This is a genomic window from Gardnerella sp. KA01000, from assembly GCF_049244035.1.
Classification (GTDB): Bacteria; Actinomycetota; Actinomycetes; order Actinomycetales; family Bifidobacteriaceae; genus Bifidobacterium; species Bifidobacterium leopoldii.
The window spans coordinates 1136473-1160574 of record NZ_CP058367.1 but is presented as its reverse complement, the minus strand read 5'-3'; the positions used below and the strand labels follow the sequence as shown (position 1 = coordinate 1160574).

The 24102-nt window shown below is 46.8% G+C and carries 20 protein-coding genes and 1 tRNA gene; 18 read left to right on the top strand and 3 right to left on the bottom strand.

The features are described from left to right. Nucleotides 1–67: 67 nt before the first annotated feature. The 17 genes from HXT58_RS04330 to HXT58_RS04250 all read left to right on the top strand — a co-directional run bounded on the left by HXT58_RS04330 (nucleotide 68) and on the right by HXT58_RS04250 (nucleotide 18883). The gene (locus tag HXT58_RS04330) at nucleotides 68–514 is read left to right on the top strand and encodes a DUF948 domain-containing protein (RefSeq protein WP_004105272.1); all 447 of its coding nucleotides are present in this window, start codon (nucleotides 68–70) and stop codon (nucleotides 512–514) included. After that, complete coding sequence (locus HXT58_RS04325; RefSeq protein ID WP_004105270.1) at nucleotides 514–759, top strand: hypothetical protein; 246 nt, start codon at nucleotides 514–516, stop codon at nucleotides 757–759. The genes HXT58_RS04330 and HXT58_RS04325 overlap by 1 nt, the downstream gene beginning before the upstream one ends. A 206-nt stretch (nucleotides 760–965) precedes the next feature. Next, nucleotides 966–3650 carry an alanine--tRNA ligase gene (alaS, locus tag HXT58_RS04320; protein ID WP_410294716.1) on the top strand — a complete coding sequence of 895 codons (2685 nt, stop codon included), beginning with the start codon at nucleotides 966–968 and terminating at the stop codon, nucleotides 3648–3650. 53 nt (nucleotides 3651–3703) lie between these two features. Next, entirely contained in the window at nucleotides 3704–4168 is a 465-nt protein-coding gene (ruvX, locus tag HXT58_RS04315; RefSeq protein ID WP_415705845.1) for a Holliday junction resolvase RuvX, read from the top strand. A 45-nt stretch (nucleotides 4169–4213) separates the two neighbouring features. Continuing rightward, on the top strand, nucleotides 4214–5395 hold the full coding sequence (gene mltG / locus HXT58_RS04310; RefSeq protein ID WP_004119272.1) for an endolytic transglycosylase MltG: 1182 nt from the start codon (nucleotides 4214–4216) through the stop codon (nucleotides 5393–5395). 506 nt (nucleotides 5396–5901) lie between these two features. Next, nucleotides 5902–6318, top strand: a complete 417-nt coding sequence (locus HXT58_RS04305) for a hypothetical protein (protein WP_004105258.1) — start codon at nucleotides 5902–5904, stop codon at nucleotides 6316–6318. Nucleotides 6319–6367: 49 nt separating this feature from the next. Next, nucleotides 6368–7555, top strand: a complete 1188-nt coding sequence (gene aroC / locus HXT58_RS04300) for a chorismate synthase (RefSeq protein WP_415705847.1) — start codon at nucleotides 6368–6370, stop codon at nucleotides 7553–7555. Continuing rightward, nucleotides 7552–9234, top strand: a complete 1683-nt coding sequence (locus tag HXT58_RS04295; protein WP_116442612.1) for a bifunctional shikimate kinase/3-dehydroquinate synthase — start codon at nucleotides 7552–7554, stop codon at nucleotides 9232–9234. The genes aroC and HXT58_RS04295 overlap by 4 nt, the downstream gene beginning before the upstream one ends. 19 nt (nucleotides 9235–9253) lie before the next feature. After that, entirely contained in the window at nucleotides 9254–9709 is a 456-nt protein-coding gene (locus HXT58_RS04290) for a type II 3-dehydroquinate dehydratase (RefSeq protein WP_064340465.1), read from the top strand. Nucleotides 9710–9771: 62 nt separating this feature from the next. Continuing rightward, on the top strand, nucleotides 9772–11454 hold the full coding sequence (locus HXT58_RS04285; protein ID WP_004119263.1) for a CTP synthase: 1683 nt from the start codon (nucleotides 9772–9774) through the stop codon (nucleotides 11452–11454). Between the two features lie 446 nt (nucleotides 11455–11900). After that, on the top strand, nucleotides 11901–13442 hold the full coding sequence (sufB, locus tag HXT58_RS04280; protein WP_100066584.1) for a Fe-S cluster assembly protein SufB: 1542 nt from the start codon (nucleotides 11901–11903) through the stop codon (nucleotides 13440–13442). Continuing rightward, entirely contained in the window at nucleotides 13442–14689 is a 1248-nt protein-coding gene (gene sufD, locus HXT58_RS04275) for a Fe-S cluster assembly protein SufD (RefSeq protein ID WP_101885912.1), read from the top strand. Before sufB ends, sufD begins: the two co-directional genes overlap by 1 nt. Before the next feature lie 9 nt (nucleotides 14690–14698). After that, entirely contained in the window at nucleotides 14699–15475 is a 777-nt protein-coding gene (gene sufC / locus HXT58_RS04270; protein ID WP_004105229.1) for a Fe-S cluster assembly ATPase SufC, read from the top strand. 94 nt (nucleotides 15476–15569) lie between these two features. Then, nucleotides 15570–16913 (top strand): SufS family cysteine desulfurase, encoded by a 1344-nt coding sequence (locus tag HXT58_RS04265; protein ID WP_162861599.1) that lies wholly within the window; start codon nucleotides 15570–15572, stop codon nucleotides 16911–16913. Between the two features lie 87 nt (nucleotides 16914–17000). Then, entirely contained in the window at nucleotides 17001–17648 is a 648-nt protein-coding gene (gene sufU, locus HXT58_RS04260) for a Fe-S cluster assembly sulfur transfer protein SufU (RefSeq protein WP_116442614.1), read from the top strand. 32 nt (nucleotides 17649–17680) lie between these two features. Then, the gene (locus HXT58_RS04255; RefSeq protein WP_064340461.1) at nucleotides 17681–18154 is read left to right on the top strand and encodes a metal-sulfur cluster assembly factor; all 474 of its coding nucleotides are present in this window, start codon (nucleotides 17681–17683) and stop codon (nucleotides 18152–18154) included. Nucleotides 18155–18238: 84 nt separating this feature from the next. Beyond that, complete coding sequence (locus tag HXT58_RS04250; protein ID WP_180947422.1) at nucleotides 18239–18883, top strand: HAD family hydrolase; 645 nt, start codon at nucleotides 18239–18241, stop codon at nucleotides 18881–18883. A 222-nt stretch (nucleotides 18884–19105) separates the two neighbouring features. On the opposite strand, the gene HXT58_RS04245 is transcribed toward HXT58_RS04250, so the two are convergent. The 3 genes from HXT58_RS04245 to HXT58_RS04235 all read right to left on the bottom strand — a co-directional run bounded on the left by HXT58_RS04245 (nucleotide 19106) and on the right by HXT58_RS04235 (nucleotide 22104). Next, on the bottom strand, nucleotides 19106–19771 hold the full coding sequence (locus HXT58_RS04245; RefSeq protein WP_415705851.1) for a DUF4125 family protein: 666 nt from the start codon (nucleotides 19769–19771) through the stop codon (nucleotides 19106–19108). After that, nucleotides 19771–21762 carry a DUF4037 domain-containing protein gene (locus HXT58_RS04240; protein ID WP_174164180.1) on the bottom strand — a complete coding sequence of 664 codons (1992 nt, stop codon included), beginning with the start codon at nucleotides 21760–21762 and terminating at the stop codon, nucleotides 19771–19773. Before HXT58_RS04240 ends, HXT58_RS04245 begins: the two co-directional genes overlap by 1 nt. 268 nt (nucleotides 21763–22030) lie before the next feature. Continuing rightward, nucleotides 22031–22104, bottom strand: a tRNA-Pro gene (locus tag HXT58_RS04235). A gap of 260 nt (nucleotides 22105–22364) precedes the next feature. Here HXT58_RS04235 and lysS point away from each other — a divergent pair. After that, nucleotides 22365–24062 (top strand): lysine--tRNA ligase, encoded by a 1698-nt coding sequence (gene lysS / locus HXT58_RS04230; RefSeq protein ID WP_004105214.1) that lies wholly within the window; start codon nucleotides 22365–22367, stop codon nucleotides 24060–24062. Nucleotides 24063–24102: the final 40 nt, after the last annotated feature.

The following is a 24102-nucleotide window of genomic DNA, read 5'->3' as shown; positions in this document are numbered from 1 at the left end:
TGATTTGCTGTTGTATGGCTTTTGATACTGCGAAATCTTAGGCAAAATGGTATAGAAAGAGGTTACGATGAGCGTTGGAGACATAGCTGCTCTTATTGCTGCGATTGCGTTTGCCGTGCTTTCTGGCTTTTTGATTTATCCGTTAATCAGATTAGGCAGATTGTTTGATCAGATTGCGAAAACAATTAAAGAGTCGGGTGAGCATGCGATGCCGGCAATCGATGAGTCTGTTACAACTATTAAGCAAGTTAATAAGACTCTTGACGACGTAAACGCTGTTTCAGGAGCTACTCGCACAACCGTTACAAATATTAGTGCTCTAACAGATTTGTATGGTGCTTTCCTTGGAAAACCGCTCGTAAAAATTGCAGCTGCCGGTTACGCTCTAAAAGATACTGTTTCTTCTTTCTTCAATAAGCCGACTGTGCCAACAGACAAGAATAGTGCCAATCGTAACGCTTCAAAAGAATCCTCTGACAAGAATGCAACTAATAATGCAAGCAGGGGGGAGTAATGTTCAAGCGTTTATTTTGGATGTTTGTTGGCATTGTAATTGGTGTTCTTACAGTTACGAAGGCTCGTGCATATGTTAAAGCAAAAATGCCGTCTTCTGCTAGTCGTTTTATATTTGATGAGGAACCGAAAAATATCACATTGCGCACAGTAATGGGATTGTTTAAAGATTTCAATACTAGCCGTAAAGAGCATGAAGCTGAGCTTAATTCTCGTTATGCTAATCGTAGAAATAGGGAATTTTAAATAAAAAACGAGTTTTTCATAATTTCGTTACTTTGCTAAGTTTAGTTAAGTTAAGTATTGAAGTACTATATTGAATGTTTGCATGATTGCGTCGTGCGTCATGCGGCACGATTTCGTGTGAGCGTTGCATGTGGCTTTTGTTTGTGACGGTTATTTGTGACGGTTTGCGTGGGTCTTGCTAAAAATTACACAAGGAGTTCGTACGTATGCGCACAGCAGAAATTGCAAAGCGTTATCTTGACTATTTTGCTAAGAATGGTCATATGGTTGTTCCTTCGGCTTCTCTTATTTCGCCGAACCCAACTACGTTATTTACTATCGCAGGCATGGTGCCGTTTATTCCTTACTTGCTCGGAGAGCAGACGCCTCCTTCGCGTCGTATGGCTTCGAATCAGAAGTGCGTTCGCACTCTAGATATTGACGAAGTTGGTAAGACTACTCGTCACGGCACTTTCTTCCAGATGGTTGGTAACTTCTCGTTTGGCGATTATTTTAAGGAAGAAGCTATTCACTACGCTTGGGAGCTTTTAACTAGTCCTCAAGATAAGGGCGGCTACGGTTTTGACCCTGAAAAGCTTTGGGTTACTACTTATACTGACGACGATGAAGCACGCGCAATTTGGAAGAACGAAGGCTTCGACCCAGAGCATATGCAAGTTTTCGGTATGGAAGATAACTTCTGGACTACCGGCGGCCCTGGTCCTGGCGGCCCATGCTCCGAAATCTACGTGGATCGCGGTCCTAAATATGGTCGCGATGGAGGTCCGGCTGCTGACGAATCTCGCTTTATTGAGATTTGGGATTTGGTTTTCGAAAATTACCAGGTAGATAACGTCAAATCTAAGACTGATTTGCATATTGCTGGCGAACTCGATCAAAAGAATATTGATACTGGCGCTGGTTTGGAGCGTTTGGCTTACCTTATGCAAGGTAAGGAAAATATTTACGAAACTGACGAAGTTTACCCAGTTATTGAAGCTGCAGAAAGGCTTAGTGGCGTAAAGTACGGCGATAATAATGATGCTGACGTGCGTTTCCGCGTTGTAGCAGATCACGTGCGTTCCGCTTTGATGATTATGAGTGATGGCGTGCGCCCAAGTAATGTTGGCCGTGGCTATGTGCTTCGTCGTCTTCTTCGCAGAACTGTTCGCGCAATGCGTATGCTCGGCGTTCAAGATCCAGTTTTGCCAACGCTGTTCCCAGTTTCTAAGGCTGCTATGGAACCAAGCTATCCAGAGCTTAACGATACTTTCCACGAGGTTAGCGAAGCTGCTTACGGTGAGGAAGACGCGTTCCGTCGCACTCTTGAAAAGGGCACAACTATTCTCGACTTGGCTGTTGAAAAAGCTAAGAAAGAGCACAAGGATGACCCTATGGTTGGCGGCTCCGACGCGTTTACTTTGCACGATACTTACGGCTTCCCAATTGAGCTTACTCTTGAGATGGCAGCCGAGCAGGGTGTTAAGGTCGACGAAGCTAAGTTCCGCGAGCTTATGAGCGAGCAGAAAGGTCGCGCTCGCGCTGACGCTTTGAAGAAGCGTCATAACGTGGACGTTAGCGTTTACGACGATATTAAGAAGTCGCTCGAAAAGCCAATCGACTTCCTCGGTTACACTGACTTCTCAAGTCGTTCAAACGTTTTGGCAATTGTTGAAGCAGGCAAGGGTTCTGTTAAAAGCGTTACTGCTCCTGCAAACGTTGAGGTTATTCTCGATCGCACGCCATTCTATGCTGAGCGTGGCGGTCAGATTGCAGATCAGGGTGAGATTATTTCCGACGACGGCGCAATTTTGGAAGTCGACGATGTTCAGCGTCCAATCAAGGATTTGATTGTTCACAGCTGCCGACTTACTGAAGGTACCTTGAGTGTTGGTGCTCCAGTGAACACGAATATTGATCAGGTTCGCAGGGCTGCGTTGGCGCGTTCTCACACCGCTACTCACACTCTTCACAAGGCTTTGCGCGAAGAGCTTGGTCCACAGGCTACTCAGCGTGGTTCTGTAGTTGATCCAGATCGTTTGCGCTTCGACTTCCAGTGGCCAAAGGCTGTCGATAAAGATGCGCTTTCTCGCGTTGAAGCTCGCGTAAATGAGCGTATTCGTGACGATTTGCAGGTAGTTCCTAAGGAAATGCCAATCGACGACGCTTTTAAGCTTGGAGCAATGCACTTGTTCGGCGAAAAGTACGGCGATGTTGTGCGCGTTGTTGAAATCGGCGACGGTTGGAGCCGTGAGCTTTGCGGCGGTACTCATGCTAAGAGTACTGGAAAGATTGGTATGGTAACTATTCTTTCCGAGTCTTCTATTGGCTCTGGTGTGCGCAGAATCGATGCTCTTTGTGGTGAAGCTGCGTACGAGTATGGCGCTCGTGAACACACTTTGGTTGCGCAATTAGCAGACATGGTTAACGCTCGTCCAGACGAGTTAGCTGAACGTTTGGAATCTTTGCTTAACAAGATGAAGGATTCTGATCGTAAGCTTGCATCTGTTTACGAAGCTCAATTAAATGAAGCTGTACCAACATTAGTTGATGAAGCAAAGAATAGTAACGAAAAAGTTAAGTTGGCTCTTAAGAATGTTGGCAACTTTGGCTCATTCGATGCTTTGCGTAAGACAGTTCTAGATATTCGCGCTCGTTTAGGTGAAGATGCTCCAGTGGTTGTTGCACTTGCTGGTGTTAATGAGGACGATCGTCCAATGATCGCAGTCGCTACAAACGAAGCTGCTCGCGGTCTTGGTGCTAAGGCTGGCGACTTGGTGCGTACTGCTTCCAAGGTGCTTGGTGGCGGCGGTGGCGGCAAGCCAGACTTCGCTCAGGGCGGTGGTACAGACGCTTCTAAGATTGATGAAGCTCTCGAAGCTGCGAAATCAGAAGTAGCTAAGCTCGCCTAGTGCGTGTCTTACAGCTTAAAAATTTACGAATCATACCAAAAGCAACACGAAATATGGTGTGGTTAGGTATTGATTTAGGTGACGCAAGGGTCGGACTTGCACTTTCCGACCCTGGTCTCACCTTTGCACATCCTATTGGTAATGTGCAAGTGTTTGGAGATTCCTTCCGTGCTATAGATGAAGTGCTTGAAGTTATTGAAGATAACAATGTAGAAAAAGTTGTTATAGGCTTGCCTTTGCAACTCGATGGCACTGAAGGAAAATCTGCTAAAAAAGCTCTGCGCTGGGGGAAGAATCTAATAAAACGCATGCAAATATTGCATGATGAAAAAGATTGGGCATTGGATTATATACCAGAAGTAGTTTGGAAAGATGAGCGTTTGACAACAGTAAGTGCTCATCGTCAGCTTTTGCAAGCAGATCTTTCTACTAAAAAGCATCGCCCAATGGTGGATCAGCAGTCGGCAGTGTTGATTTTGCAGTCTGCTCTCGATTCAAAATATGCGCAACAAAACTAGTAAAAGTAAATGAACAAAAGTTAGAAAGTAGAAGAGGAGTGTCAAATGTCTGATAGTTTTGATGAGTTCTTTGACAATCATGCACAATGGACTGAGCATGATGATTCTCCTTCATCGTCTACTTCTAACGGTTCAGATTCGTCAGGAAAATCTCGCAAACGAGCAAAAGCGCGTCTTGCTGCAAAGAAGCGTAAACGTCGAGCAAAAGCAGTTTTAGCTATATTGATTGTGTTCGTGCTATGTGTTGTTGGTTACGTTGGATACAGTGCTGTGCGTGCGTGGCGTTTGTCTCAGAACAGTGAAGCTGTTGCAGATTGGCCGGGTCCTGGTTATGGATCTGTTGAGTTTACAGTCGATACTGGCGAAGGCGCTATTACAGTTGCTGAAAAACTAGTGAAAGCGAATGTTGTTAAATCGCAAGCTGCATTCACTTCAGCTGTTTCTGCAAATAATAAAATTTTGTATCCTGGCGTTTACTCACTGAAAAAACATATGGCTGCTATTGATGTAGTTGATATTCTTTCAGATCAAACAAAAGCAGGCGGATTCCTTGATGTTCGTGCAGGGGATCACGCAGCAGACGTTTTGCAAAAAGCTTCAACATTATCTGGAATAAGTTTAGATAAATTCAAGGCTGCGTTAGCTGATGGCGCCGCAGGAATTCTGCCTGCTGAAGCAAACGGTAGCGTTGAAGGCTGGCTAGAGCCTGGAGTTTATAACGTAAAAGCTATGAAAAGTGCGGATGCTATTCTTTCCGCAATGATAAAAAAGCGTATTGAAAAACTTGATTCTCTTGGAATTCCTAAAGGTAAAGATAGAGAAAAAGCCTTAATTATGGCGTCTATTGCTGAAGCTGAAGTGAATAATCGCGAATATTATGGCAAAGTTATTCGCGTAATACTGAACCGTTTGGCAAAAGATATGCCGTTAGGAATGGATTCTACTGTTGGTTACGGCGCAGGAGTAAAACCTATTAAACTCACGCAAGCAATGCTTGACGATGCAAATAATCCGTATAATACACGTATTCATAAGGGTTTGACCCCTACGCCTATTGGCATTGCTGGCGACAGCGCGTTGCTTGCAACCATTAAGCCTCAAGATGGTCCATGGCTTTACTTCGTCACTACGAATTTGAAGACTGGTGAAACGAAGTTTGCGGATAACAAAGACGACTTTTTGAAATTCCGCGACGAGTACAAGCGCAATAATCCCGAAGGCAACTAAACTAAGCTTATTTTTGTTTGCTGTGGCGTGAGTTTTGGGGGATTTCTCTCCTCGCACGTCCCGTCCTTCGTCGCTTTGGCTGTTAGAGGTTTTGCTGTTTGCTTTGTTCTTAAGGAATGTTGCTTCCTCAGTCCTCTTTTATTGCTCGTAGAGAAATCCCCCAAACTCTGCGTGTTTAATCGTTAATAACCGTGTCTATCGCAGAGATTTTTCGATTTTTCTTCTTCGCTTGGCGAATCAGCAGCCTGCGGCTCTGACGTTCGCCGCGCTCAGTGCGAAAAATCTCAAATCTCTACCACACTGATATCCACACGACTGAATGGTGCGAAATTAAAATATTAAATAAAAATATAGCTTTTAACCACATAGATGTGTTGAGGTTGTAACAGTTTCGCAAGTTTTCGTAATCTGCTTTAATGAAGCAATTAATTATTACGATACTATCGGTGCTACCAACGCTCACATGTTTAATTTCAGTTTGCGCAACAGACATAAAAAGTCGCGTAGTGCCAAGACTTTGGGTTGTTATTGCAGGAATTTTTCAATCTTTTGCGAATCTCATATATTCGATTATTTTATTTAGAAATATTAGCGTGCTTATTTTCGGCTGGATTTCTTGCGTAATTATTTTTGTAATTTACTGGAGTATGCGAAAAATTTCCGCAAAAAATGCTATTGGCTTCGGAGATGTTACGAGCGCGTCAATGATTGCGCAAGCCTTGGTATTATTCGGCTTTGACTGCTTAATTTACTGGTTTGCTTTAGTTGGAGCAGTTGGCTTACTTTGGCTTTTGCTATGGAAAATTTACTGCAAAATCTGCTCTCCAACCAACGCATCAATACCATTCGTACCAGTAGAAGCAATATCTGCAATACTCGCAGCATTGCTGTCAATAACAACCAGCTCAATACTTGGTAGTTAGTAGAGTAGAGTATTTAGACGCGTAAATTACTTGAGAATGGAGAAATGGCATGCTTAGATGGCAAACGGCAGGGGAGTCGCACGGTGAAGCGTTAGTAGCCATGATTGAAGGTTTGCCAGCTGGCGTGCACATTACTAGCAACGATGTAGTTTCGGCACTTGCTCGCCGTCGCCTTGGTTATGGTCGTGGAGCGCGTATGAAGTTTGAGCAAGACAAAGTGCGTCTTTTAACTGGAGTTCGCCACGGCGTAACGCTTGGTTCTCCGATTGCTGTAGAAATCGCGAATACAGAGTGGCCAAAGTGGACCGAAGTAATGAGTGCAAATCCTTTGGATCACGAGGTTGAGCAAGTTGGCAGAAATGCTCCTTTGAGCCGTCCTCGCCCAGGTCATGCGGATTTAACTGGCATGCGCAAGTACGGTTTTAATGATGCTCGCGAAGTTTTGGAGCGTTCGAGTGCTAGGGAAACAGCTTCTCGTGTAGCTTTGGGTGCTATTGCTGATGCGTTTTTACAGCAGGCTTTGGGTGTGCGCACTGTTGCGCATGTTATCGGCATCGGCGGCGAATACACTAACAAAAGTTCAGTTTTACCAACACCAGACGATGTTGCCGCTCTAGATGCTTCTCCAGTTCGCACTCTCGACAAAGATGCTGAAGCTAAAATGATGGCTCGCATCGACGAAGCAAAAGCAAATGCAGATACGCTCGGTGGAGTAGTGGAAGTGCTTGCTTACGGTATGCCTGCAGGAGTTGGCACATACGTTGAGTCGGATCGTCGCTTGGATGCAGCTCTCGCGAGCGCGATTATGGGAATTCAGGCTATTAAAGGCGTGGAAATTGGCGACGGTTTTGCAGAGGCAGATCGCCCTGGATCGGCCGCGCACGACGAAATGGTAACAGGCGAAAACGGGAAAATTAAGCGTCTTACTAATCGAGCTGGAGGAATTGAAGGCGGAATGTCGAACGGCGAAATTATTCGCGTGCGCGCTGCAATGAAACCAATTCCGTCTATTCCACGCGCTTTGTGCACAGTGGATGTGCTTACTGGCGAAGCTGCTCAAGCTATTAATCAGCGCTCAGATTTCACTGCTGTGCCAGCTGCTTCTGTAGTTGCAGAAGCGATGGTAAGGCTTACTTTAGCTAAGTATGCTTTGGAAAAATTCGGCGGAGATTCTTTGCAAGAAACGCGCCGAAATGTGGAGTCTTACGTAGCTTCCTGGCCGGAGAATATGAAATGAGCAACACTAAACTTCCGCTAGCTGTTATTATTGGCATGCCTGCTGCTGGAAAAACGCGTGTTGGCCGTGAAGTTGCGCATCTTATGAATCTGCCTTTTTATGATACAGATGACATGATCGAGTGCGATATTGATATGTCAATACCGCAATATTTCGAGGAATATGGCCAGGATGCTTTTCGTGAAATAGAAGCTCGCATAGTGCGAGAGGCAATTTTAGGAGATACATCTGCAGAAGATTCTACAAAGGGAATAGTTTCGCTTGGTGGCGGTGCGCCTATGCGTGAAGAAACTCAAAAAGTTTTGCGTGAGTATATGCGTAGTGGTGGTCGCGTTGTGTATTTGCAAGCAAATGCTAAAGAGGCTATTGAGCGCGCAAGCTGGAATAATAATCGTCCTATGTTTTCTGGAGAAGATGCGCAAAAGCGTTGGATGGAATTATTTGAGCAGAGAGATCCTGTTTTTAAGGCGGTGTCGAATATCCACATGCAAACAAAAGGTTCGACTCCGTATATGGCTGCAGAAAAATTAAGGAATATGATTATGCAACGTATTGTGCACGTAACAGGTGAGGGAATTGAACCATACGATGTGCGAATTGGTGACGGTGCAATGCAACTTCTGCCGCAAATGCTTGGAACTAAGCCGGTTAAAGTGGCGTTAGTTCACACGCAACCTGTTCAGCGTCATAGCGACAAAGCTCGAACTATTTTGCGCCAATCTGGTTACGAAGTTTTCGACATGCTAATTCCGGATGCAGAAGCTGGAAAAACTATTAAAGTTGCAAGCGGATTGTGGGCTAACTTGGCAGAAGCTGGTTTTACTCGTTCGGATGCAATTGTTGGTTTAGGCGGGGGAGCAGCAACGGATGTCGCTGGCTTTGTTGCTGCAACTTGGATGCGTGGAATTCGCTATGTAAACTGCCCTACTTCGCTTCTTGCGATGGTTGACGCGTCTACGGGCGGTAAAACTGGTATTAATACGGATGCTGGAAAGAATCTAGTCGGCAGCTTTTACACTCCAGCTGGCGTTTTAGCAGATACTTCTACGCTTGCAACTCTTCCAAACGATATTCTTATTGAAGGCTTGGGTGAGGTTGCAAAATCTGGTTTTATTCGCGACGGTGAAATTTTGAAGATTCTTAGCGATGCCAATAATGCGAAGCTTTTGCGTGAATTTAATGGGGATGATTTAGAAAATAATAACGAACTTCACGAACTGCTCGTGGAGCTTATTGAACGTACAGTTAAAGTAAAGGTGTATCACGTATCGAGCGATTTAAAAGAGCAGGGTTTGCGCGAGTTTTTGAACTACGGGCATACGCTTGGCCACGCGATTGAGCAGATTGAGCATTTCCGCTGGCGTCATGGAAACGCTGTAGCTGTTGGTATGGTTTTTGCGGCGGAGCTTGCGCAAATTTTAGGATATTTGGATGCGGGAGACGTTGCGTATCATCGTTCGCTTTTGGATTCGCTTGGATTGCCAACTTCGTGGCAGTGTGCAAAAGATGCGGATGCTGCTTTTGAGTGCGTGCTTAACCTTATGCATCGCGACAAAAAAGCGCGCGGCAACATGCTACGTTTCGTAATTTTGGATGGTATTTCGAATCCTATTCATCTTGACAACCCGCCTATTGAAGCAGTTAAAGAAGCTTTCGAGCGCGTTTATAAGCAAAATTAATTAATCTTGCGAGGTAAAAATGGAAAATCAGCATACAAAAAAAGTGCTTGTTGTAAACGGACCGAATTTAGGTCGTTTAGGCGTGCGACAGCCGGACGTGTACGGTAGCGAGAACTTTGAAATTTTGCGCGAGAAATGCGAAAAGTGGGGTGCAGAACTTGGGTTTGAAGTAGAAGTGCGCCAAAGTGACGACGAAGCTCAAATGGTTCACTGGATGCACGAAGCTGCCGATACTCATACGCCCGTTGTTATGAATCCTGCCGCTTTTACGCACTACAGTTACGCGCTCGCGGACGCGGCTCACATGGTTTTGGATGCTGGAGTTCCGTTAATGGAAGTGCATATTTCTAATCCTGCTGCGCGCGATGCTTTTCGTAAAATTAGCGTAATTAGTCCTGTTGCAACCGGCACTATTACAGGCATGGGATTGTACGGCTATAAGCTCGCTTTGGAAGCTGTTGCGCATCTTGTTTGATTTTGTTCGATTTTTTGCGAATCAACACCCAGCGTCGAGGCTCGAAGATACTATGGAGTTCCATGGTTAGAAGACAACATGGTAACTCTCAGGAGCATATTACAAAGCATATTTTTGTCACTGGTGGCGTAGTTTCGTCCCTCGGAAAAGGCCTTACAGCATCATCTTTAGGCCGACTTTTACGCAGTCGCGGATTGCATGTATTACAACAAAAACTCGATCCTTATATCAATGTTGACCCGGGTACAATGAACCCATTCCAGCATGGTGAAGTCTATGTTACGGAAGATGGTGCAGAAACAGATCTCGATATTGGTCATTACGAGCGATTCCTCGATGTTTTCTTAAGCCAGAAAGCGAATGTTACAACTGGTCAGATTTATCAGTCTGTGCTTCGTAAGGAGCGCGCTGGCGAATATTTGGGTCAGTGCGTGCAGGTTATTCCGCATATTACTGGTGAAATCAAGTCGCGTATGCGCGCTCAAGCTTCCGACGATGTAGACGTTATTATTACGGAAATTGGCGGAACGGTTGGCGATATTGAGTCCCAGCCATTTTTGGAGGCAGCTCGCGAAGTTCGTCGCGATTTAGGTCCTGAAAACTGCATGTTTGTGCACGTTTCTTTGGTGCCTTATATTGCTGCAGCTCACGAATTGAAAACTAAGCCAACTCAGCATTCTGTTATGATGCTTCGCTCTCTTGGCATTTCTCCAGATGCGCTTGTCTTGCGTTCGGATCGTCCGCTTAATCAAGGCATTAAAGACAAGATTTCGCTTATGTGCGATGTCGATGCTGAAGGCGTTGTGAACTGCGTCGACGCTCCAAGCATTTACGATGTGCCGAAGATTTTGTTCAACGAAGGCTTGGACGCTTACGTTGTGCGCGAACTTGAGCTTCCATTCCACGATGTTGATTGGAACGAGTGGGAAGATTTGCTTGAGCGCGTGCATCATCCAAAGCATGAGCTGAACATTGCAATCGTTGGTAAGTATATTGATTTGCCAGATGCGTACCTTTCTGTTACTGAAGCTATCAAGGCTGGCGGTTTTGCAAACTGGGCTAAGGTAAACGTGCGCTGGGTTGCTGCAGACAAGTGCGAAACTCAAGAAGGTGCGGCTGCGGCTCTTGACCAAATGGATGGCATGGTTATTCCAGGCGGCTTCGGAATTCGCGGTATTGAAGGTAAAATTGGCGCACTTCGTTACGCTCGCGAGCACGGTTTGCCAACGCTTGGTCTTTGCCTTGGCTTGCAATCTATGGTTATTGAATACGCTCGTCACGTGCTTGGACTTGAGGATGCTAATTCCACTGAGTTCGAGAAGGATTGTGGCGATCCAGTAATCGCAACTATGGAAGAGCAGAAGGATATTGTGGCCGGTAAGGGAGATATGGGTCACACAATGAGACTTGGCTCTTACCCTGCAACGCTTGAAGAAGGCTCTATTGTTGCTGAGCTTTATGGCACTACGCATGTTACTGAGCGTCACCGTCACCGTTATGAAGTGAACGTGGCATATAAGGATCGTTTGCGTGAAGCCGGCTTGCGTATTAGCGGTCAAAGCCCAGATGGTAATTTGACTGAGTTTGTGGAGCTTCCAAAGGAAGTTCACCCATTCTACGTAGCAACTCAAGCTCATCCAGAGTTTAAATCTCGCCCAACTAAGCCTCATCCACTGTTTGCTGGCTTGGTTGCGGCTGCTCTTGAGCATCAAGAGGCTTCTCAAAATAGCAAGGAAGATAAGTAGACTTAAGTAAGATTTAAGTAAGGCTTAAGTAAAGCTTAAGTGGGACTTAAGTAAGAATTAAGTAAATAGAAATAAGCGGTAAGACTTGGTTTTCCTAAGTTTTGCCGCTTTTTAATTCGTAAACGACTTTTTCTTTACAGCGTTGTAAAGTTTCTGCCGTTTTTTGGTGCGTAAACGACCTTTTCTTTACACTTGCGTAAAGTTTCTGCCGTTTATGTTTTATTAGATTGTGATAAACATTACGTTTTGCACGTAACACGGCTATACCAAGAAATCGCATTACGCGGTAACCTTAGATAGGTGATAATTGAGTGGGGAGAGTGCAAAAGTAGCGCTTTGGGGAGCAGCTTTTGCCAATTAATACGTACCGCGCGCAGGTGTGCGTTAAGTATGGAGGTGTAACAGGCTTTATGAGCGATACTAGCAATATGAGCGATGCTGGCAATATGAATGATACTGGCGTTACTGGCGATCCAAGCGTTGCAGCAAGTGATGGCAATAATTCAGCAAAAAATAAAGCTGCAGACGTTGAGATGAGCCAGTATGTGGCAGATCGCGCTCGCGTAAACGAAGAGAAAATACGTCAAGACGAACAGATTGTTGCTGAATTTGGCGATTACAATTACGGTTGGCATGATTCGGATGCTGCAGGTGAGGCTGCGAAGAAGGGTATTGACGAGTCGGTTGTTCGTGCAATTTCCGCTGACAAGCACGAGCCGGAATGGATGCTAAATCTTCGTTTGCAAGGTTACCGCGCATTTTTGCAAAAGCCGATGCCGGATTGGGGCGTGGATTTAAGCGGTTTTGACGCGGATGATTTTAAATACTACGTGCGTCCGGTTCACGATCAAGCGAAAACTTGGGACGATTTGCCAGAAGATATTCGCAAAACTTACGACAGGCTCGGCATTCCGGAAGCTGAGAAAAAGCGCTTAGTTTCAGGCGTTGCAGCACAGTATGAGTCGGAAGTTATTTACAATTCGATTCGCGAAGACTTGGCTGCGCAAGGCGTAATTTTTGTTGATACGGATACAGCAGTGCAAAAGTATCCGGAGCTTGTAAAAAAGTATTTTGCAACTGTGATTCCAGTTGACGACAACAAGTTTGCGGCTCTTAACACAGCGGCTTGGAGTGGTGGCTCGTTCGTGTACGTTCCAAAAGGCGTGCACGTGGATATTCCGCTTCAGGCTTACTTCCGCATTAATACGCCGAACATGGGTCAGTTTGAGCGCACGTTGATTATTGCAGACGAAGGCTCTTACGTGCATTATGTTGAGGGTTGCACGGCTCCAATTTATTCCACGGATTCTCTTCACGCTGCAAACGTTGAAATTGTTGTGGAAAAGCATGCGCGCGTGCGATACACAACCGTTCAAAACTGGTCAAATAACGTGTATAACTTGGTAACTCAGCGAGCTTACGTGCGCGAAGGCGGCACAATGGAGTGGGTTGACGGCAACATCGGCTCCAAAGCTACTATGAAGTATCCTGCTTGCATTCTTGCTGAGCCGTACGCAAAAGCAGAAACTATGTCTTTGAGCTTTGCTGGACGCGGTCAGTATCAAGATACGGGTGCGAAAATGATTCATTTGGCTCCGCACACGAGTTCAACGATTGTTGCTAAGTCGATTTCGCGCGGCGGCGGACGTTCAGCTTACCGCGGTCTTGTGAAGATTATTAAGGGCGCGAAGGGCTCTAGTTCGTCTGTTGTGTGCGATGCTTTGCTTGTTGACGATTTTTCGAGGTCGGATACTTATCCGCATGTTGACGTGCGTGAAGACGACGTTTCAATGGCTCACGAGGCCACTGTTTCCAAGGTTTCGGAGGATCAGCTTTTCTACTTGATGAGTCGAGGGCTTGAAGAAAAAGAGGCTATGGGCATGATTGTTCGCGGCTTCGTAGAGCCGATTAGCCGCGAACTTCCAATGGAGTACGCGCTTGAGTTGAATCGCTTAGTTGAGTTGCAAATGGAAGGATCCGTGGGCTGATGAGCGAAGATTTAAAAGAGAATTTAGGCAATAAAATGACGGAAAAAGAAATTACTATTCCTGTAGCAGATCCTAATGATCCGTATGCGGTTCCTGCGGCAATGCCTTCTAGCGCAGACAAATCCGTGCGCTCGTTCAACGTGGAAGATTTTGCGATTCCAACGCGTAAGCAGGAAGATTGGCGATACACTCCAGTTGAGCGAATTTCCGAGTTTTTCGAGCGTTTTGAACCATCTAATAGCATTCAAGTAACGCTTGAAGGCGTTGGTGGAGCTGCTTTGGATGATTCTTATGTTGGAAGCGACGGTTCCGTAAGTTTGCAAGTAAAGCCGCAAAACGAGGCTCCTCACACCGAAATGAAGCCTTCTGATCGCGCGGCTGCAGTTGCGTGGAATGCAACGAAACAAGCGCGCGTGCTTCACGTATCTGGCGAAATTAAAAAGCCAATCGTGCTGAAAATTCAGGGTAATAATGTTAATGCGCTTGACGCACTGCACTTAGTAATTGAAGCGGATTCTCGCTCGAATGCTGACATTATTATCGAACATACCGGCTGCGCGAAACTTGCAGAAGGTGTGGAAATTATCCTCGGAAAACACGCGCACGTTTCTACTACATTTATTCAAGAGTGGGATTCGGGCAGCAAGCACGTTGGAAACCAGCGTATTCACGTTGGGGAGGGAGCTTCGCTTCGCCACACGATGGTCACTCTTGGCGGAGATGTTGTGCGCATTCGCATGGATCAGGATTTTGGCGGCGAGCAGGGCGATTTGAACATGCTCGGCATGTATTTTGTGGATCCGGGCGAGCATGTTGAGCATCGCACGATGGTTGTGCACAATTATCCGGAATGCAAGTCGCGAGTAGTGTACAAGGGTGCTTTGGAAGGAAAGGGCGCGCATTCAACTTGGGTTGGAAACGCGCTTATTAAGCCGGAAGCTCCTGGCACAGATTCGTATGAGTTGAATCGTAATTTGGTGCTCACTCCTGGAGCAATCGCTGATTCTGAGCCGAATTTGGAAATTGAAAACGGAAATATTATTGGTGCCGGTCACGCAAGTTCAGTCGGTAGATTTGACGACGAAGAGCTTTTCTACTTGCAATCGCGCGGAGTTAGTGAGATTGAAGCCAGAAAGCTTGTTGTGCGTGGATTCTTTAACGAGCTTATTGAAGAAATTGGCGTTCCGGAAATTGTTGATCACTTAATGAAGGCAATTGAGCGCCGTCTTGCAAGAACGGAAGAATAGGAGAAAAACATGTCAACTTTGGAAATTAAGGATTTGTACGCTTCTGTAGAAACAAAAGAAGGTCGCAAACAAATCTTAAAAGGCGTAAACCTTACAGTTAATTCTGGCGAAACTCACGCAATTATGGGTCCTAACGGATCTGGAAAGTCTACTCTTGCATACACTTTGGCAGGGCACCCAAAGTATGAAGTCGATTCCGGTCAAGTTCTTCTCGACGGCGAAGATATTTTGAAAATGACTCCTGACGAGCGCGCAAAAGCCGGACTGTTCCTCGCAATGCAATACCCGGTAGAGGTACCGGGCGTATCTATGACGAACTTCCTTCGTACTGCAAAAACTGAAGTCGAAGGCAAAGCTCCATCTTTAAGAAGCTGGGTTAAAGAACTTAGCGAGGCTATGAAAAAGCTTCGAATGGATCCAAAATTTGCGTCGCGTTCTGTAAACGAAGGATTCTCTGGCGGCGAAAAGAAGCGCGCGGAAGTTTTGCAATTAGAGCTTTTGAAGCCGAAGTTTGCAATTTTGGACGAAACTGATTCTGGTTTGGATGTTGACGCGCTTCGAATTGTGTCTGAAGGTGTGAATCGCGCCAAAGAAAACACCGGTTTGGGCATTATGATGGTCACGCATTACACACGAATTCTCAAGTATATTAAGCCGGATATTGTGCATGTTTTTGCGCAAGGTCACTTTGTAAAGACTGCAGGACCGGAGCTTGCGGACGAGCTAGAAGAAGAAGGCTACGACAAGTATTTGCCGGAAGGTACAACCGAGTCGGCGCTGGCTTAAGCGCGGTTCAAGTGCAGTTTAATCTATCTGTATATTCGTAAAAATAGCGTTAAAATAGCGGTTTAATATGACTACAGTGACTACAGAAAATATTATGCGAGAATTTAGCGATTTGCGCTCGCAGTTTCTGATTTTAAGTCGCACGGTTCACGGCACTTCGCTTCACGATACTGTGCACGGAAAACCTTTGATTTACTTGGATTCTGCAGCTACTTCGCAAAAGCCGCAAGTTGTAATCGACGCTGAAAAAGAGTTTTACGAAACAATTAACGCTGGTGTGCACAGGGGAGCGCACGAGTTGGCTGCACTTTCGACGGTTGCGTTTGAACAAGCGCGCGCGAAAGTTGCGTTGCTTGTTGGAGCGTGCGCAGATGCTGGCAGCGAGGAAATTATTGTTACTCCGGGAGCTACGGGCGCTCTTAATCTTCTTGCAACTGCTATTGGTAACGCTAGTGCGAAGGCGAGAATTTGCAAAAAAGACAGTAGTGATCTGGCTGATTCTAAAAGTGATTTCCGCAAAAATTTTGCGCTTCAAGAAGGCGATGTAATAGTCGTATCTCGCGCGGATCACCATTCTGTTTTGCTTCCATTCCAAGAGCTGGCTCTTCGCACGGGGGCTGAGCTTCGCTGGATTGATGTAACAGAAGACGGTCGCGTGCGCACGGATGCAGATTATTTGCGAACAATTATTGACGAGCGCACGAAAATCGTTGCAGTTACGCATATTAGCAACGTTACTGGCGCTATTACGGACGTTTCGTCGATTTGCAAGCGCGCTCACGAAGTCGGCGCGATTTTTGTGCTTGACGCATGCCAGTCAGTTCCGCATATTCCAGTTGATTTTCACGCATTAGACGTTGATTTTGCGGCATTTAGCGCGCATAAAATGTATGGTCCTACAGGAGTTGGATTCTTGTATGGTCGTCGCGAGCTTTTGAATGCGCTTCCGCCTGCGAATTTTGGCGGCTCAATGGTGGAGCTTGCTTGGCTTAACAAGCCGGCGCAATACATGGATGCGCCTTACCGCTTTGAGGCTGGAACTCAGCCTGTTGCGCAAATGGTTGCGGCAGGAGTTGCAGCGGATTGGCTGCGCGCGTTGGATATGAACCGAGTTGCAGAGCATGAGCAGGAAATTGCTGTAGAATTGCTAAAATTGCAAGATGTTCCAGGCGTGCGCGTTTTGGGTCCGACTGATTTAGAGAATCGAATTGGCACAGTTGCTTTTGAAGTTGAGGGCGTGCATCCGCACGATGTTGGACAGTTTTTGGACGCGCAGGGCATTGCGATTCGCGTCGGGCACCATTGTGCTCAGCCGATTCACCGTCATTTTGGTGTGTACGCTTCGAATCGCGCGTCTGTTGGTGTTTACAATACAGTTGACGAGGCTCGTGCGCTTGTTGAAGCAGTCTCACACGTTCGCGCCTACTTTGGCGCATAATATTGTTAGCGAGCGAGTTGGAGAAGTTAGCGAGTTAGTCAATCGAATCGGCGAGTCAACGAGTTAGTGAGTAGGTAAGGAGAGCGTATGTTTGATATGGGTTTTGGTACAACAGGTGCTGGTTTTGCAGATGCGGCTGGTGACGGCTTAGAAAGCATGTACCAAGAAGTAATTTTGGATGCTGCGCGAAATCCGCATGGCAAAACTCATTTCGAAAGTACGGACGAGCTCGCACAAGCGGAATTGCAGGAAGAATCTCAAGAATCTGCAGGAAATACAAAATCTGCCGAAATTACCTTAAATAATGCTCACGAAAGTTGCGTTGCAGCTGGCGAAAACTCTGCTTTAGGTCAATCGCACCAATTCAATCCAACTTGCGGCGACGAAGTCACAATGCGCGTGGAGCTTTCACGCAGCGCAAATAATGACGAAACTCCAATAGTATCAAGTATTAAGTGGGATGGTCATGGCTGCTCGATTTCGCAGGCAAGCCTTTCAATGATGGTTGATTTAGTCGAAGGAAAGTCGGTTGACGAAGCTTTGCGATTAGACGCGCTTTTCCACAAACTTATGGAATCTCGCGGCGAAGGTTTTGAAAATGAAGAGGACGAAGATGCGCTGGAAGATGCAATGGTTTTGCAAGGCGTATCGCGCTACCCAATGCGAATTAAGTGCGCGCTTTTGGCGTGGGAAGGCTTAAAAGATAGCATTGCAAAGGCTATGAAAGAACTATAAAATCTTTATGTAACGTAAAAGCAAGGAATATTATGGCAGAAAATCAATCAGCATCTGAGGTGACGCATGAAACGCATCCTGCGAATTTAAGCGCGAATGACATTGGACGAGTTACAGAAGATGATATTTTAGACGCTTTACACGATGTTGTGGATCCTGAGCTTGGCATTGATGTGGTTGATTTGGGCTTGGTTTATGGCATTGAAATTGATGAGCTTGGGCGCGCAATTATTACTATGACGCTTACTACTCCTGCATGTCCGTTAACTGAATTGATTGAGGATGAGTGTGCGAATGCGCTCGCAGGCTTGGTGGAAGAGTTTCGTATTGATTGGACGTGGAAGCCGCGTTGGAGCGTTGAAAACATTAATGAGGACGGTCGCGCGCAGCTTGAGGCGCTTGGCTACAATCTCAACAGTTTGCAAGCGAGTTTTGCTGCAGGAATGTACGGTTCTGGCGTAGTTGGCGATGCGTCGATGAGTGCCGGTATTCCGCCAACTGTGTGAGTATTTGGTTGGTGTGCTGTTTTGTTTTGTTGTTTCTGTTTTGCTGTTTTGTTTTGAAAGCAACGTATTGCACAAGTGGGAATTATGGGCGCTGAAATAAAAGCAGTTAGTGCAAGCGGTATCTGTGATATTCGCGAAATAAGTGATGTGCGCAAAAATAGTATCAGCGAGTATGCTTCGCGCGGAATGACTGACGTTGTTTTCGACTTGCAATTGCTTGTAGATTGGGATGTGCGCCGCACTCTGGATGCAGATTATCCGGATTTTATTGGGGAAGTGCTCTTTAGTTTCGAGCCGGAATGGGGTTTTGAGTTTCACGAGTCATTGCGCGAGGCTGGGTGGAGCAGAAAGCAAGCGATGGATTCGTTTGATGAGCATCACGGACCGGCAGTTACGTGGCTATATCGCTTGTATTTTGAGCGTTTCGAGCGTGGTTTTGCTGGCGAGCGCGCGGATGCTTCGGCTGTGGCACGCGAGTTGATTGCGAGCGGCGTGCGCGTGTGGGCACTTGGTAACGCTTCTTGCGATTGGTTAAACTGCGCGCGCAAAACTTGCCCAATACTCGGTGAGTTAAACGGTGTTTGTGCATCTTACGAATCGCATTCGCGCAAACCTGACGTAATGCTTTACCGCGCGTTTTTGCAACACGCCGGTCTTTCTGCTGCTTCCACGCTTTTTCTCGAAAGTGATTCTCGCGCCGCTTCTGCAGCGTCGTTGCTTTATTCTTAAGCTGCGCGCGTGCGCGACGACCTGCTTGAGCGCTGCGATTTAGCGCACGAAAGCAATTCGGAGCGCCGAGCTTGCTCAGGGTTGAAAGCACAGTCTGCTTTCAACGCAAGCGAGGTCTGCCTTCGTCTCGATTGACGAAGGCAGGGCAGGTTCGCGTGGCGGTGCTTTAGAAACTAGGTTGTGATTGGCGTGCGTAACGAATGAATCCGGCGCTCAAGCACTTTATTGCGCGCGCTCGGCCGCTTCGAGCGAATCGTAGCCATACATGCGCACAGTATTCGCAATTATCATTTGCGTAAGATTTAGATTTTCCGTGCGCAAATTATTTACAAAACGCTGGTATTTTGCGAAAGTTGCGTCAGAATATGTGCTTAATTCGCCTCGCAAATACGTTTCAAAAGACGTATTTTCTGCCGTATCCTCGCTAGTTTTAAGCACGCGCATCGCAAGACCTAAATGCGGGTAGCGATTGCGAAAATCCGCAGCCCACTCGACTTGCGTTAAAATAATCTGCTCCTGCGCGCTTTTTCTAGGCTCCAAAATCGGCTTAATATAAGGCTTAATCGTGCGCTCAAAAATTTCCGGCGCAGTCGACTCCATCATTCGCGCATACTTTTCCGTAATCAAATTGCGTCCATCGCTATTCGCGCGCTCAAGATCCTGTTTATAAGACTCCTGCAAATCAAGCGGCCACGCCAAAAATTGACTCATGCGCATAATGCGAAAAGTTGGCCAGTTTCCTTGGCAATTCGCGCGTCCGCCTTCGTTTTGCGTGAGCTGGAACTGATCCCACTCGAGTTTAGTGATTTCTTCCGCAAGCTTTTGTGTTCTCGGATTTTGCGTTTTCGGAAGATTTTGCGTTTTCGGATTTGCTGATAAATCGTACATCATAAGCTCCTTAAGCACGCCGCACGCGAATTAATATGCGCTTCAACATACGGCCGTTGCCATTCCAAAAAAGTTTCGTCGCAATCGCTTAAGCCCTCGTATTGCAGTTCGCGCACAATATCCTCGCAAATGCTGTCAATTATTTGCGAAACTTGCTTTTGCGCAAGTCCAGCGCCCTTGCCGCCTTCGCCAAAACCGTCTCCGCCGGAGCCGTCTCCGCCAAAGCAAGCAGCGGAAGAAAGTTGCATTATCGACTCAAGTTTGCTGCACACTTCCGGAAGCCTAGAAGCCATGCGATTGCTGAGCTTGCGCAATGCTGCAAACTGCCACTTGTAGTACGGCAAGTAGCCTGCAGTTACGGGATTGTTGAGCAAAAACACGAGTGAAGCGGTTGCGCGCACGAATTCGTTGATAGAAAGACACGCTGCGGAAGCGTCTTTGCGTGCTAGCATTCGTGGAACATTGTATTGACCTGCTTGAGCCATCATGCCAAGTCTGCGCGAGATTAGTGAGATTCGCACGTCGTCCGGCATGAGCTTGAAGCTTTGGCGCGCCTTTGAGAACTCTCCAAGAGGGTCCGCGAAAATTTTGCCATTCGTCGCTGCTGCAAGCGTTGACTCGCTTAGCGATAGCCATAAGTGCGGCTCGTTTTGGCTTGGAGCGGTGGGGAAGCCGGTTAGATTTTCAAAAAATTCGCTTATGCGAAATACTCCGACGCGCTTGCTGCTTTCGCATGATTTAGCGCGCGGTGTTTCGTTGCGAGAGCCAAAACCGGCGTATTTTCGCGGAAGTGCGTCGTAAGCAGTCTGCAAATCCGCGCCGATTTCCGCGTAATCTTCGTCGGTAAGCCATAAGCAGAATCCTGGTCCAAAATCGTGATCGCGCGAAATCTCGTCGTCAAAACCGTAACATTCCGATCCATGACCAACTAATCCTGCAGCTATGCGGTTTTTGTATTTCGCAAATTTTGGCTGATCAAGTAACGGCTTTCCGTAAGTTTGCCAATATGATTGCGCTAATTGCATGCCAGTTTTTATATTATGGTTTGCTGCGTTCTGGTTTGCTGCGTGTGAGTTCGTTGAGTGTTGTTCTGTTATATCTTGGTTTGCTGATTCTTGAATTTCTGTAGATTCTTTCGTAACTTTTTCTGCCAACTCGCGCGCCTGCCGCAAATTTTCTGCCGTAATCGCGTAAGATTCGCTATCTTTTCCGTAGCATCTCGCAATCAAATCAAGTGCCTTACTGTAACTTTCCTCAGCCTGAGCGTACTCGCCGCGCGCGCACTGTACTTGCGCAAAACCTGCCAATGCAGAAGCGTAGTGCGGCTGATTTTCGTTATTCCCCGCGACGTACATGCGAACGCTGGTCGAAGCGTGTTCAAAAGCGGAGTCAAGAGTTGCGGATTTGCTGTTTGTGCTGGTGTTAGGATGCGAGCACTCCTGTGAGCACTCCTGCAACATTGCAAGCGCAAGATTCGTGTGCGTAGCGGCAATATCGATGTCGCGCTCAGGATCCGTGCTCGTATTTTGCAAAATTTCAAGCGCATGATTGAGCTCCTCAATTGCATCATGAGTGCGACCGGTTTCGCTGTAAAGCATCGAAAGATTGTTGTGAAGCGCGGCAAGCTTGCGGTTTTTAGCGCCGAGCGTTTCGGTGGATTCGTTAAGAGCTTGAGTGTAAATTTTTTCGGCGCGATCGTAGCTGCCTGCCGCGCGAAGGCTTGTGGCGGCGTTAATTAGCGTGGTTGTGCCGGCTTCGGTGCCAGCTAAATCCATCTTCTTTGCCAAATCTAGCGCCTTATCAATGATTGGCTTGTTTTTTGCGTGCTCTCCGCGCGATCTATAAAATCCCATGAGTTCGTTGAGAACTGAAAGCTGCAGGGGATTGGCTTCGGCAAGTTTTCGCAAAAGATACGTCTCGATCGCGTCAGCGCCCGCGTGATTCGCAAACATTTCGTCAAGCTCGTTATAAAATTGCGCAGCGTTCTCCATCAAAGCCCCCTTGCTATTGCGCTTGTTCACAATCAATCGACTTCAACTTTACAGTCATGTAAAGAAACTGCCGTTTTTACGTCAAAAACCGGCAGAAACTTTACAGCCGCGCGCAGTTTATGCCGCCTTCGCGTCAAAAACCGGCAGAAACTTTACACACGTGTAAAGAAAAAGTCGTTTGCGTGCGAAATAGCGGCAGAAATTTTACAGCCTTGTATAGGAAACGTCGGAATTGCGGTGGGGGGGGGGTGATTCTGGAAATCAAAAGTCGGGCTGGCGGGATTTGAACCCGCGGCCTCTTCGTCCCGAACGAAGCGCGCTACCAAACTGCGCTACAGCCCGATGCTGAAACTCGCGAAAGCATATGCGCATAAAAGTTCTAACAACGTCCGTAATGTTACAGGTTGGCTAATACAAATTATTGTAAAGCGTGTGCAAGTTGCGCAAAGTAAGTCCCGCGCAAGTATATTGCGTACAAGCTGCGGAATTCCTTTGTAAACATATTACAAATTATCGCTACAGCTTCTGTGTAAACATATCGCAAATTAGCACTGCAAGTCGCGTATAAAACCTGTATTACCTACTGGCTACAATTAGCGTTTATGACTGACACCAATACTGCAATGTCTGCCGCGCAAAGTGCCGCAGAATCTGCCGATAAAAATGCAGCAGAAAACGAAGCAACAGATACCGTCAATGAAATTGACACTGTTGAACATGCCGAAATGTTACTCGCTCAAGACGAAGCAATCGCCAAGCGCGTAAACGAAGGCGCAACTCTGGATGAAGCAATCGACCCAAGCAATAAAGAATTTGGACCGCAAGCTCATCCTGAGCAGGTACAGATGCGCGTTGCTAAGCGCGCAATGATGCTTAAGGAAGGCGTGCAGCCTTATCCTGTGCATCTTAACGTTACGGATACTATCGAAAAGGTGCGTGCTGATTTCGATGGCAAGCTTGAAGCTGGCGAAGAAACCGATACTGAGGTTGGTATTGCAGGCCGCGTGCTTTTCTTGCGTAACGCTGGCGGCTTGTGCTTTGTTAAGCTTTCTGCCGGTGACGGTACTACGATTCAGGCGATGGTTTCCAAGAAGGAAATTGGCGAAGAATCCATTAAAAGCTTCAAGCAGATGGTGGATTTGGGCGACCACCTTTACGTGCGCGGTCGCGTGATTTCTTCTAAGACCGGTGAGCTTTCCGTATTCGCAACCGAGTGGGCGATTGCAGCTAAGGCTTTGCAGCCGCTTCCGGCTTTGCACAAGGAATTAAGCGACGACACTCGTACGCGTAAGCCATATATTGGCATGATTGCGGACGAGAAGATTCGCGATATGGTTCGCAGGCGTTCGCGCGCTGTGGCTTCTCTTCGCCGTACTTTCGACAGTCATGACTTCTTGGAAGTCGAAACTCCAATGTTGCAAACGGTTCACGGCGGTGCTGCTGCTCGTCCATTCACAACTCACATGAACGCTTTCGACATTGATCTTTATTTGCGCATTGCTCCGGAGCTTTTCTTGAAGCGCTGCTTGGTTGGTGGCATTGAGCGCGTGTTCGAAATCAACCGCGACTTTAGAAACGAAGGCGTGGATGCAACTCACGCTCCAGAGTTTACAATGCTTGAGGCTTACCAGGCTTATGGCACTTACGATACGATTGCTGCTCTTACCAAGGAGCTGATTCAAAAGGCTGCACTAGACGCTTTCGGTTCAACTAAGGTGACTTTGCTTAACGGCGAAGAGTACGATTTTGGTGGCGAATGGAAGCAGATTACCATGTACGGCTCGCTTTCTGAGGCTTTGGGCGAGGAGATTACTCCGGAAACTTCTGTTGAGCATTTGGGCGCGATTGCGGACAAGCTTGGCGTTGAGCGCGACGAAGTTGAGAATCACGGCAAGTTGGTTGAGCACTTGTGGGAGCACTTCTACGAGGATAAGCTTTACGCGCCAACGTTTGTGCGTGACTTCCCAGTTGAGACTAGCCCGCTTGTTAAGGGTCACCGCACGAAGCCTGGAATGGTTGAAAAGTGGGATTTGTACGTGCGCGGCTTTGAGCTTGCAACCGGCTATTCTGAGCTTAACGATCCTGTTGTGCAGCGCGAGCGCTTTGTTGCTCAAGCTAAGGATGCTTTGGCTGGCGATGTTGAGGCAATGGATATTGATGAGGACTTCATTGAGGCTCTCGGCGTCGGCATGCCTCCTGCTGGCGGCATGGGCATGGGAATTGATCGCTTGCTGATCGCTCTTACGGGCGCAACTATTCGCGAAACAATTACATTCCCACTCGTAAAGCCTCTTCGCTAGTTGACGCAAAGTCAAAGTTAATGTAAGTGTTAATGCAAGT